Genomic DNA, 11,318 nt, shown 5'->3' with positions numbered 1-11,318 from the left:
GATAGAAGAACGAAATGAGAAACAAGTAAAAATCCACTGGAGCTTCACAGTCAAGGAGGCCAGGGAAAAGATGGCTTCTCAGTATGCTAAAGTGATACCTAATGACTAAATTGACTGTGTACTAGGTATAACTGAACTGATTGTGGCGCGGTTTACCCGCTACTCAGCGCACTTCTGATCCGTCATTTGCAACTGCTCCACCGGGAAACCCTTGGCATTGGCCAGTTGCTCTAGTCTGGCGTAAGTGGCATCATCCATAGTAGGAGTGCGGGAAAGGAACCAGAGGCTTTCGCGGTCGGGTGCGCCCACCATCACGTAGCGGTATTCCGGGTCGAGCTCCAGAATCCAGTAGTCACCTTTAAAAGGCCAGAAGAACTGTACCCTGAGCTTGCTGTTGTTACTGCCCTCCACCGGAAAAGCCTTTCCCTTCACATCACTCTTTTTCCCTTTTTTCAGACAGGAGTTGTATACCTCGACATAGCCCTTTTCGGCATTAAATTTATAGTCAGCCGTGGTGCAGCGGCAGCCCTTAGTGAAGCGCTGCGGGATAGACGCGATCTCGTACCACTTGCCCATGTAGCGATCCAGGTCCACGTTAGGCACCGTTTCTAGCGGCGCGTTTGTGCTGCTGCAACTGCTGATAATAGCAGTGCCGAGCAACACAGCCCCAGCGGTTAGGATAAGTTTTTTGTTTTTGTCTAAAGCCATACTTGCAACGTGTTAGAGTTGCCTGGCCATTTTGTAATGCTGAATAGAGCCAAACAACAGGTATGTTTTTTCTACTACCTCATACCCATTGCGGCGGTAAAAGTTTACGGCGTTTTCGCGGGCTTGCAGGGTCATGGTAGTAGCCCCAAGCTGTCGGGCACGGTCCTCGAGGTAATTGATCAGCTGATCGCCGAGGCGTAGACCCTGTTTGTCACCCCGCACGCCCATAAAACGGATCTGCCCTTCCTGCGGTGTGTTCAGGTGCAGACGACATACGCCTACAGCTTCATTGTTTTCATCTACGAGCATAGCGTGTATGGCTTGGTTATCGTCATCGGCACGTTCGCTGCCCTCGGGCTGGTTCCAGGGTTTGCGCAGGGTATCGTAACGCAGTTGGTAGTATTGTTTGAATTGCTCGGGTGTAGCGGGTTCTATGACTTTCATGTGGTCGCGATTTTAGAATGCAAGTTTAGTGTAAAATATGGTGTTGTAGGTATGGGTAGAGCCGTTACAGGTATAGCGGGTTGTGTTGTTTTATAGCTTGCCCTGGCCGGGCGGGCCCTACTTTTTGTCTTGACACAAAAAGTAGGCAAAAAAGTCAAGACCCTCCAAATCGAGGAGGGCCCCTACCCCCACTCGCTGAACGCTCTTTACAGGGGGACCCCTTCACCCCCAACAGTGGAGTGTCGGTTGGTGCACTTGGCGAAGTGAGCTGTTTCATTGTCAGCGTGCGAGTGTGTCTTGCTATACCTGCCAGTGGTATGTGCTACGAAGCTATACCTGGAGAATTGGTAGTAGCAGCAACTCCCCTTTTGAAAGGGAGCAGGGGGATGTTAATAGTGCACCGCTCCTTCCCCTGTTTTGGGGGTAGGGGCCACCGATAAAAGGGCAAGGCTGGGATGAATACCATTCTACAATCAACCATTACCCCCAACAACCAACAATTTACCCATTTAGCAATTCACCCATTAGCAATCAACAATTAGATAAATAACTTTGCAGCTTATTAACCGTGTAAATCTTATCATTTAACCTAACCCGAAAACTATGGCATCTTTCGATATCATCAGCAAAGTAGATCCGCAGATTATGGACAATGCGGTGAATGTGGCCCGCAAGGAAATCATGAACCGCTACGACTTCCGCGACACCAAAGGCTCGCTGGAGTTCGACAAGAAAAACAACGAAGTGCACATCAGCATGGAAAATGATATGCGCGTGCAACACACCGAGGACGTGCTCATCGGTAAAATGGTGAAACAGGGCCTTGACGCCACTGCCCTCGACTTTTCTAAAGAAGCCTACCAGAGCGGTGCCATGGTGAAGAAAGACATCAAAGTAAAAGCCGGCATCGACAAGGAGACTTCCAAAAAGATCATGAAGCTGATCAAAGACAGCAAGGTAAAGGTGTCGGCCGCCATCATGGACGAAACCATCCGGGTGACAGGTAAAAAGATTGACGATCTGCAGCAAATAATCGCTGTTTTGCGTACAAACGCCGAAGAAATTGGTATGCCGCTTCAGTACGTCAACATGAAGTCGTAATGGTTGAATGGTTAAATTGTTTTTAGCTGACGGCAACCATTTAACAATTTAGCCATTTAACAATTCAACCCGCACCTTATGGAAATATTCGCTAATCCGGACACCTGGATAAGTCTGCTGACCCTGACCTTTATGGAGGTTGTGCTCGGCATCGACAACATTGTGTTCATCTCGATCATCGTGAGCCGATTGCCGAAGGAGCAACAGGCCAGGGGGCGTAATATTGGCTTGACGCTGGCACTGGTTTTCCGCATTATCCTGCTGATGTTCATCGCCTGGATCGTGAGCGCGAGTAATCCGATTTTCTCGATCAATTTGCCGTTTACGGAAGAGGATTTTCCGGTGTCGTGGCGCGACATTATTCTCTTTGCAGGTGGTCTGTTCTTGCTGGCCAAGTCGGTTACCGAGATACACAACAAACTGGAGGGTGAGGTGGAAGGTCACAATGCTGGCCAAGGTACAGCCACACTAGGCAAAGTGCTCATCCAGATCATCCTGATCGACATCGTCTTCTCTTTCGACTCCATTCTGACGGCTGTTGGTCTGGCGCAGGAAATTATTGTGATGATTGTTGCCGTGATCATTGCGATGGGCATTATGCTGATTTTCGCCAAGTACGTGAGCGACTTTGTGAACAAGCACCCGACCGTGAAGATGCTGGCGCTTTCCTTCCTGCTGTTGATCGGCTTTATGCTGGTTGTGGAGGCGCTGCACCAGCACATCCCGAAAGGCTACATTTATTTCGCCATGTTCTTCTCGCTGATGGTGGAAATGCTCAACCTGAAGCTGCGCAAGAAAACCGACCCGGTGCACCTGCGTCAGAACGAAGTATTGTTGCCCGAAGACGATCCGTCCCGCTAAATCAGCTTATAATTCCTTTGCAAAATCCCCGGCAGTAAACCTGTCGGGGATTTTATTTTTGAAGTCACTGGTTTTCACAAAAGCTTCCGGCAGCGGTATAGTCAAAGTTCAGCGCACGTGGAGTGAAAAGCATAAGTTTTACTTCACACAAAACATCTTGGCAGTCAAGAGAAAGTAAAAGACATACATATGAATTTACTATATTAACCGTACAGAACCACCCTATACCTAGCCATGTCTAAAAGACCTTATCTCATATCCCTCTTTTTGTTGATTTCCCTTGTGGGCTTGAGTGTGTATAGTGTAAGCTTGATGAGTCCACCTGAGGCGCTACCAGCTAATGCACGGGCCACTGAATTCTCTGCGGAGCGGGCTATGGCACATGTGCGGGAGGTAGCGAGTCAGCCCCACGCCATGGGTACGCCAGGCCATGCTGAAGTTCGACAGTATCTGCTCAATCAAATGGAGATGCTGGGACTACAGCCACAGGTGCAGGAACAGGTAGTCGTAAATCCTGTAGGCGAAACCAGCAATGTGGGCTATGTATACAACCTCCTGGGTCGATTGAAAGGCACCCAACCGGGCGATAAAGCCGTGCTGATGATGGCCCACTACGACTCGCAGCCCAACACCACCGGCGCCAGCGACGATGGCGCAGGTATAGCCGCCATGCTCGAGACAGCTCGTGCTCTGCAAGTGGGCGAACCGCTGCAGCACGATGTTATTTTCCTGATGACGGATGGCGAGGAGTATGGTTTGTACGGGGCTAAGGCTTTTCTGAAGCACCCTTGGGTGCAGGAAGTAGGCGTGGTCGTGAACGTAGAGGCGCGCGGCAACGCCGGCCCGAGCATGACCTTCGAGATAAGTCCAGAAAACGGCTGGGTCGTAGAGCAGTTTGCCGAGGCGGCTCCCTACCCATTTGCCAGTTCCATGATGTACGAGGTATACCGCCACCTGCCCAACAACACCGATTTTACTGTGTTCAGAGATGCCGGGTATACGGGCGTGAACTCGGCTTTCATCGATGGGTTTGTGCATTACCATAAAATGACCGACTCGCCTGAAAACCTGAACCGCAACAGCCTGCAGCACCACGGCAGCAACATGCTGGCACTGGTACGGCACTTGGGCAATATATCGCTCGACAATACCAAGTCGCAAGACAAGATTTTCTTCAACCCGGCAGGCAGTTGGCTCGTGCAGTATCCTGCTGTTTGGAACCTGCTGTGGGCAGCGCTGACCACGATGCTCCTGTTGGCATGTATTATAGTGGGTATTCGCAGGAAAGCTTTTTCGGTAGGGCAACTATTGGGCGGCTTTTTAGGTTTTCTGCTGGTAATAGCGATTGTGGCAGGGCTGACTTTTCCGATCACCAACTTCATAAAAGCTATGCTGCCTTACAGCCATGACGTCAACGGGGTATATGGCACCGTACGTTTCTTTATGGGCTATCTGCTGCTGGCTCTGGGACTGATGCTGCTATTATGCTGGTTGCTGCTGCGTTGGATGTCGGTATTTGCCTTAGCCGTGGGCGTTTGCCTGCACTGGTTTGCCCTGATGGTGGCGGCCTTGGTGCTGGTGCCTGCTGCGGCCTATCTGTTCATGTTTCCGTTGCTTTTCTGCCTTCTGGCCTTACTGGTGCTTTTCCTGAAAGACCTGCACCAGCAGCCGGTTGCCTGGGCGTATGCGCTGGTATTGCTGGTAGGTATAGCACCCGCCATTTTCATGCTGATGCCGCAGGTAAATTTCCTTTTTGTGGTGTTTGCCCTGCAGATGCCTGTCGCGACGGTAGCCACACTACTCCTGCTTGCCGGGCTGGCTATACCTTTGCTGATCACCATAGAGCGAAGTTTTGGTTGGCGTACGCTGCCTTTGCTGCCTGCCTTCTTGCTTTTTACCGGAGGTATACAGCTGTTCCGGGCCATTGAGGCAGAGAAACCGAGCCCCGCTCAGCCTTTGCACAGCCACGTGAGCTACTACCTTAACGCCGACGATGATGTCGCCGTCTGGGCCTCCGCCTACAAGCGCACCGACGACTGGAACCAGCAGTTCTTCCCCAACCCAACTACCGAAGCCCTAACTGAAATTTACCCCATGGCCGCACGGGAATACCTGAAAAACGAAGCTGCGCCTATACCTGTGCAGGTGCCTGTCGCCAGTCTGGTGAACGAAGCAATAGCCCCTGGCGAACGGGTACTGACCATCCGGTTGCAGTCACCGCGAGGAGCCGCCCACCTGGACCTGGTGCTGCAACCCACCGAAGAAGGCGGTATGCTGGGAGCCACTATCAACGGCGAGGCGCTCACGCTGGGCCCACTGGAGACAGCGCAAGGACCGGTATACTTTGCCAAGGTACACGGACTGCCGGACTCAAAAGAAGTGGAACTACAAGTGCGCCTGAAACAGAGCAGTGGCCTGCAGCTATACCTGTATGATGTGAGCATTGGTCTGCCGCAGCAGCTGATAAAAAAACCTCTGCCCGCCCATGTCATACCAGAGCAGGGCCGCGAAAGCAACCTGACACTGGTTCGGAAGTCGTATAGGTTTTAAACCAAGGCATTGCTGTACTTTTAAGTGTTTTCAGGTATAGGGCATAACTTGTGAGGCAAGGTATACGGTATAGCTATAGACGACACCCTGTGCACCCTTGCTTATGCTCACCGATAAATTACTCACCCTGGCCTTCGGGCTTATTTTTCTACTCATGATTGCCTGCGGCGATAGCCCCAAAACCGAACAATCCAAAACTGCCGCGCCGCCGGTTGTAAAAGAAATGAGCCGCAGTGCCGCCTTTATAGACTATGCCGCCAGCACCACCATGCTGCAGACTGAGCTGGCCCGGTTGGCCTCGGAGCGTGCTCAATCCGAAGAGGTAAAAGCCCTTGGCACCGAAATGCTGGCCTTTTACAACCAGGCCATGAAGCAATTGCGGCAGGTTGCCAGAGCCGAGGGGCTGCACACCAGCATGCCCGATTCGCTGGGGTCGGCTGACAGAATAACTGTAGATGAATTTGAGAAACTGACTGGCACTACGTTTGATGAGCGCTACAGGGAGTATGTATATACCTCGCAGCAATCGCAGTTGGATCATTACAGCGAAATGCTGTTAAAAGCAGAAGAAGAGGAAATCCGGAACTGGGTAAACGAGATGCAGTTGCAACTGCGGGCGCGCCTGCAATTAGCTGCGCAGGATGACAGTGTCAGGTAGGTATAGCAGGTTTAGAATTAGCTCCAGAGATCGGCGGCTTTGCGGGCCATCCGGAAGAAAAGATCTTTCTCCAGGCCTGCCACCTGGCGGGCTTCGCATTCAGAGTAGCCGTTTTCGGAGGCATTGAGGTAATCGTAGTAGAGCTGCGCCAGTTCCAGCGAGTCATCCTCAAACTGTTCTGTCATGCTTTCGCGCTGCAGCTGCTCAGGCTCGAAGATCTTGGAAGGGTATAGCTTGTCGAGTTGGTAGATCAGGTACTTCTGCGAGGTATTATCCGACCGCTTGCTTCCGCCGCCCAAGAGTTGTTCCAGCGGCAGGTCATCGTCGTCATCGTACTCATCTTCCAGTTCATCATCCACGGCCAGCGGCTCATACACAATCAGGTCGAAACCGGTTAGCTCCAGGTAGTCATCAAACTGTTCTTTTATAGGCACCAGGGTAGGGGAGTCGTGCTCACTGTTGAGTACGTTGGCCATGTGCAGGGCAATCTCCTTGCCTTTGTCGCCGGCGCCGATCAAAATTTGGTTGAACTGTGTGAAGTCGCAGCCCAGGTATATGAACTTGTATTCCTCATCAAGCACAGTAAAACACCACAAGGTGATGAACTCCGTATCGTCAATTACGACGGTATCAATGTAAAGCTCATTTATCTGAATATAGTATGGTGCGTACTGCGGAGAGTCCATGGCTGTTTCGGCATTTAGTGTACATTATTTGCGTATACGCAGTTTGTTTGCACATGGCAAAGTTTCTATATAGAAAATAAGCGAATGGCCTTAATCTTCGTGTCGGTAAATATAGTACAATACCCCACCGAGCGCCGTTATACCTGCCCGTATGGCCCATCCAATACCCTCGCCCCACTGGTTAACCCAGTTCAATACAAGTAAGTTAGCACCTGTGAGACCTATAACGAGCGAAACCAGCCCGGCAAGAAGGAGAAACAGTCCGATGAATTTCATAGTGGCTTTTTATAAGGTGAAAAACCCGAAATACAGAAGTATGTTATAACAAAGAAAGGCTTGTTTAAAAGGCTTCTATATAGTCCACATGAAATATAATAAATATTATTTTCAGCACAAGATTTCAGGCAAAAAAACGATGCGGGCGCTAACTTAAGGTATAGGATTAAAGCCTGAATCAGGACCAGATGCGCTCAAGAAAGCGCTGTACATTTCTAAATGCAAGTTTCTCGAGCTGAGGTTGCTGGAGCTTTTCCTGCAGCTGCTCCAGCAGGTAGGTATAGCTGGCACCCGCGTGCTCGTGTTCTTTAAAATAGTAAGGGATACGGCTCAGATCGGGCGAATCGAGGGTATAAAAATAGTCGGCTCCGAAGCAGATGCTGTCTTCAGCCCCTTTCTCAAAACCGTACAGAATGTGCTGCAACAAGGCCTCGGGCTGCTCATTGTTCACAAAAGCCCGCAAGAAATTCATGCCGATCAGTCCCTGTCGGTGAATGATCTCCTGTGCGATCTCGTCTGGCAGGTTGCGGTTGTGCTCCCAGACCGGCCGGAAGTTAGAGTGACTGGCCATAACAGGTATATCGAGTCGCTCGCGGTCGATGTGCTCGAGGATGTCGTAGGCCAGGGCATCGCTGGTATGCGAAAAGTCCACGGCGATGCGGCGGCCGTGCAGGTAGTCGAGCAGCATTTTGCCGTCGCGTGTAATGCCTCGGTCCGTCATGTTGCCACCCCCGAAGCGGTTGCCCATGTGGTGTGTGAAACTGATGTATAAAAGCCGCTCCACCGCTTCAATGATCTTTTCCAGTTTCTTGAAGCCATCTTCCAGCGGTTCGTCCTCTTCGCAAAAACCAGAGGCGTTCTCAATAGAAGCAATCATACCGATATCGCCATTGCCACTCAGGGCATTTTGTAACGATGCTATATCTGTTACTGCAGTCAGGCAGCTGCGCTCGTCTGTGGCCAGCTTGCGGAATATTTCGGCCTGCAGGTGAGCATAATTTGTACTCCCGGCCGCGGTGGCGCAATAAATAGCCATCGTCTGCAACCGTACGTTGCCCTGCGTGAGGGCAGGTAAAGAACATCCGATCTCAGCAACGTTGTTGATGGCCGAATTGGGTACATCCGACAGGTATACCAGCAGGTCGCAGTGGAGGTCTATAATCGGCAGTCGAGCGGGAGAGCGCATAAGTATAGGTTTGGTTCCGGCATAAAATACGCAGAAGCCAGGTATAAAGCTATCCTCCGTCTGTCCTTTCGTCGAAATGGCAAAAACGGTAATGAATGACTAGGAGACTGGCAGCCAAATAAAAAAGCCGGAGATTTCTCCCCGGCCTCTTTTTGTCAGTTTCAATGTGGCTTAGTTGTCAAAACCCTCGTCGTCCCCGCCGTTTTGTTCGTTTGGTCGGCGGCGTTCGCGGTTATTGCCTTCGCTGTTGAGGCGGTAGGTGAAGCCCAGGTATATGATGCGGCTCTGACGGCGGTTCTCGCTCTCGGTTCTGAACTCAGGTCCAAAACTCAGGAAGTTGAATTGCCGCGTGTTGAAGACATCCGACACCCGGAGCGAGATGGTAGCGTTCTTTTTGAGCACATCTTTTTTCATGGCTAGGTCAGCGCTGAACATCTGCTCCATGCGGCCCTGAATGTCGGCTGTCGGGGCGCGGTAGAAACCAGATAGCTGGATGTTCAAATCTTCCCACACCGTGAAAGTCGAGTTCACCTTCGAGCTCCAGCTGAATTGCGTGTTGCTCAGTTCAGTGTCACCTTGAGTGGTGTTGAGCTGCGTCCGGAAGCCGGAGATGCTGCCGTTGATGCGCCACCAGTTCGTAGCAGGGTAATTAAAGCCGAGTTCTGCCCCATAGGCTTTGTTGTCGGAGATGTTCAGGAAAGTAGTCTCGGTGGCAGGTATAGTGTCGTTGCCAACTACCACCAGAGTCCCCATCCGGAAACGCTCTATCTCATCCAAGGTATGGCGGTAAAAGACCGTGGCGTTGATGGAGGCATCGCCCCAATATCTCAGGTAGCCCAACTCCAGCGAGTTAACAAACTCCGGCTTGAGTTCAGGGTTGCCATAGTGCACACTGAAGCGGTCCGAGCGGTCCACAAACGGGTTCAGGAAACGGCTGCGTGGCCTGTTGATGCGGCGGCTGTAGCTGAACTGTACTTTGTTGTCCGGGTTGAAGTCTTTAGTGATGAAAAACGTCGGGAAGAGGCTGAAATAGTCGTTTTCGCTCTTTTTGTTTTCGGTGCGTAGGTCTGTTTTGGTCACAGTCTGCTCGGCGCGCAGCCCCACCTGGTAACTGATGGACTTATACTTGTTGCTGTAGTTGGAGTAAACAGAGTAGATGTTCTGGTCGAAAACGAAATGATTGCTCTGGTCGGTACTGTACACCAGGTCACCGGTTTCGTTGTTCCGGTTAAAGAAGCGTGAATCTTCGTCCAGTCGCTCAAAGGAGCTGCGGAAACCGGCCTCGAAACGGCTGTTCTCCGAAATAGGGTGCACGTAATCGGCTTTGGCGACTATTTCCCGGTTAGCATCGTCCACTAATGTCTGCTGCATCTCCGGAAAGCTGCCTTGCAGGCCACTCCGCTCGTTGTATAGCGCCACTTCGTCGTCAATGTTGGTGTTGTAGACAATATCGGCCGTCAGTTCCTGTCCCTTTTTCTCGAAGGTCTGTCGATAGCCCAGCGTCACATCCACAGCCTTTTCGTTTTCCTCCTCATCAGTTTCGCGTGTGCGAGTGTTCACCAGCTGGCGGTTCTCATCTTCGAAACGATAGAAGATGTTGTTATACCCGGTGTCTTTGCCAAAGCGGTAAATACCAGATGCCGACAAGGTATGGCGGGGCGTGAGGTAATAATCGGCTCCCAACCGGAAACTGTGCGAAATGTCTTTGCTGTTGCGTGTGCCTTCCTGCAGGCGATAGCTGGTGCTGTCCTGCTGCCCCAGGTCGTTGATGTGATAGTTGGTCGTAAAGCTATTGCTCTCTCCCGGCCGGGTGCGCTGCCTGAAGTCGTAACCAGAGTTCAGAGACCACTTATAGTAGCGGTAGTTTAGATTAAGCGAGGTGTTGTAGTTGTCGTAAGTACCTGCCGTGATGGACGCAGAGCCATTGAAACCAGGCTTTTTCTCCTTCTTCAGCACCAGGTTGATGATGCCGGATGTTCCTTCCGGGTTATACTTGGATGAGGGATTCGTAATTAATTCGATGCTCTCAATCAGGTTAGCAGGAATCTGGTCGAGGGTGAGGTTGGAGAGGGCGGAGCGTTTGCCGTCTACAAGTATGGTCACATTGGAGCTGCCGCGCATGCTCACATTGCCGTCCACGTCAACAGTCACCGAAGGAAGGTTCTGCATCACCTCGGCCACTGAGCCGCTTTCGGCGTTGATGTCCTGGCTCACGTTCACCACCCGTTTGTCCAGTTCGAAAGCTACGATGGGGCGTTCTGTCACAATCTGCACTTCTTTTAGCTGGGTGGCGCTGCCACGCACAGATATAGCGCCTAGCTGCAGGTTGTTGTTGGCCGCCGAAACAGAGATGTTAGGTATAAACTTAGTAGGATAGCCCACCGATGAAACACGCAGAATAAAGCGCCCCTGTGGCACACGGGTCAGCTCGAATTTTCCTTCTATGTCGGAAGTGGCGCCGGTTACCAGGCTGGAATCAAGGGCAGTGAGCAATACCACATTGGCAAAGCCGAGCGGTGCCTTGGTCTCCTGGTCCTGCACCGTACCGGAAATCCTTCCTTGGGTAGCGGCTTCTTGAGCCAGTAGCGCGGTGTTGGAGATAAGCAGTAGAAAAAGAACGAGGGGTAACGGTAACGTAATGATTTTCATAATTTCTTATACGGGTAATGCAAGAAGGTGCTTTTGTTGCCTCAGAGTGTGGAAGCAGCAGACAGGGCAGGGGTGAAAAGAAAATACCGGGGGACGCCACTGTAAGCGGTTTCCCCCGGCTCAACTTTTAGCCGTAGGTAGGACAAACTGCGGCGGCAAAGGTTTAATCGGAGCGTTTAAAAATTCTGATAAATGTAGC

General features: G+C 51.3%; 10 protein-coding genes. 4 read left to right on the top strand and 6 right to left on the bottom strand.

Annotation, left to right across the window (positions count from 1 at the left end):
• Window positions 1-159 precede the first annotated feature (159 nt).
• Both K3G39_RS19935 and K3G39_RS19930 read right to left on the bottom strand, forming a co-directional pair.
• Entirely contained in the window at window positions 160-708 is a 549-nt protein-coding gene (locus K3G39_RS19935; protein ID WP_220627935.1) for a lipocalin family protein, read from the bottom strand.
• A 12-nt stretch (window positions 709-720) separates the two neighbouring features.
• Window positions 721-1,152, bottom strand: a complete 432-nt coding sequence (locus K3G39_RS19930; RefSeq protein WP_220627934.1) for a GNAT family N-acetyltransferase — start codon at window positions 1,150-1,152, stop codon at window positions 721-723.
• 603 nt (window positions 1,153-1,755) lie between these two features.
• Here K3G39_RS19930 and K3G39_RS19925 point away from each other — a divergent pair.
• The 4 genes from K3G39_RS19925 (at window position 1,756) to K3G39_RS19910 (ending at window position 6,322) form a co-directional block, all read left to right on the top strand.
• A complete protein-coding gene (locus K3G39_RS19925) occupies window positions 1,756-2,253 on the top strand; it encodes a YajQ family cyclic di-GMP-binding protein (protein WP_220627933.1) in 498 nt (165 codons plus the stop codon).
• A 78-nt stretch (window positions 2,254-2,331) separates the two neighbouring features.
• Window positions 2,332-3,114, top strand: coding sequence for a TerC family protein (locus tag K3G39_RS19920; RefSeq protein WP_220627932.1), 783 nt, complete (start codon window positions 2,332-2,334; stop codon window positions 3,112-3,114).
• Window positions 3,115-3,348: 234 nt separating this feature from the next.
• Window positions 3,349-5,664 carry a M20/M25/M40 family metallo-hydrolase gene (locus K3G39_RS19915; protein WP_220627931.1) on the top strand — a complete coding sequence of 772 codons (2,316 nt, stop codon included), beginning with the start codon at window positions 3,349-3,351 and terminating at the stop codon, window positions 5,662-5,664.
• A 103-nt stretch (window positions 5,665-5,767) separates the two neighbouring features.
• Window positions 5,768-6,322 carry a DUF4142 domain-containing protein gene (locus K3G39_RS19910; protein WP_220627930.1) on the top strand — a complete coding sequence of 185 codons (555 nt, stop codon included), beginning with the start codon at window positions 5,768-5,770 and terminating at the stop codon, window positions 6,320-6,322.
• A 17-nt stretch (window positions 6,323-6,339) separates the two neighbouring features.
• Here the strand turns inward: K3G39_RS19910 and K3G39_RS19905 are convergent, their stop codons facing one another.
• The 4 genes from K3G39_RS19905 to K3G39_RS19890 all read right to left on the bottom strand — a co-directional run bounded on the left by K3G39_RS19905 (window position 6,340) and on the right by K3G39_RS19890 (window position 11,119).
• Window positions 6,340-7,008 carry a hypothetical protein gene (locus K3G39_RS19905; RefSeq protein WP_220627929.1) on the bottom strand — a complete coding sequence of 223 codons (669 nt, stop codon included), beginning with the start codon at window positions 7,006-7,008 and terminating at the stop codon, window positions 6,340-6,342.
• 90 nt (window positions 7,009-7,098) lie between these two features.
• Window positions 7,099-7,284: a hypothetical protein gene (locus K3G39_RS19900; protein WP_220627928.1), complete on the bottom strand. Its 186-nt coding sequence runs from the start codon at window positions 7,282-7,284 to the stop codon at window positions 7,099-7,101.
• A gap of 178 nt (window positions 7,285-7,462) precedes the next feature.
• Window positions 7,463-8,470, bottom strand: a complete 1,008-nt coding sequence (locus tag K3G39_RS19895) for a dipeptidase (protein ID WP_220627927.1) — start codon at window positions 8,468-8,470, stop codon at window positions 7,463-7,465.
• Window positions 8,471-8,641: 171 nt separating this feature from the next.
• The gene (locus tag K3G39_RS19890; RefSeq protein ID WP_220627926.1) at window positions 8,642-11,119 is read right to left on the bottom strand and encodes a TonB-dependent receptor domain-containing protein; all 2,478 of its coding nucleotides are present in this window, start codon (window positions 11,117-11,119) and stop codon (window positions 8,642-8,644) included.
• Window positions 11,120-11,318: the final 199 nt, after the last annotated feature.

Source organism: Pontibacter sp. HSC-14F20 (genome assembly GCF_019599265.1).
GTDB lineage: Bacteria > Bacteroidota > Bacteroidia > Cytophagales > Hymenobacteraceae > Pontibacter.
The sequence above is the reverse complement of the archived record's forward strand: the minus strand, read 5'-3'. Positions and strand labels throughout refer to the sequence as shown.

Bases quoted from the DNA above. Each gene is read 5' to 3' on its own strand.
- K3G39_RS19935 (WP_220627935.1), bottom strand. From the start codon at position 708: ATGGCTTTAGACAAAAACAAAAAACTTATCCTAACCGCTGGGGCTGTG.
- K3G39_RS19930 (WP_220627934.1), bottom strand. From the start codon at position 1,152: ATGAAAGTCATAGAACCCGCTACACCCGAGCAATTCAAACAATACTAC.
- K3G39_RS19925 (WP_220627933.1), top strand. From the start codon at position 1,756: ATGGCATCTTTCGATATCATCAGCAAAGTAGATCCGCAGATTATGGAC.
- K3G39_RS19920 (WP_220627932.1), top strand. From the start codon at position 2,332: ATGGAAATATTCGCTAATCCGGACACCTGGATAAGTCTGCTGACCCTG.
- K3G39_RS19915 (WP_220627931.1), top strand. From the start codon at position 3,349: ATGTCTAAAAGACCTTATCTCATATCCCTCTTTTTGTTGATTTCCCTT.
- K3G39_RS19910 (WP_220627930.1), top strand. From the start codon at position 5,768: ATGCTCACCGATAAATTACTCACCCTGGCCTTCGGGCTTATTTTTCTA.
- K3G39_RS19905 (WP_220627929.1), bottom strand. From the start codon at position 7,008: ATGGACTCTCCGCAGTACGCACCATACTATATTCAGATAAATGAGCTT.
- K3G39_RS19900 (WP_220627928.1), bottom strand. From the start codon at position 7,284: ATGAAATTCATCGGACTGTTTCTCCTTCTTGCCGGGCTGGTTTCGCTC.
- K3G39_RS19895 (WP_220627927.1), bottom strand. From the start codon at position 8,470: ATGCGCTCTCCCGCTCGACTGCCGATTATAGACCTCCACTGCGACCTG.
- K3G39_RS19890 (WP_220627926.1), bottom strand. From the start codon at position 11,119: ATGAAAATCATTACGTTACCGTTACCCCTCGTTCTTTTTCTACTGCTT.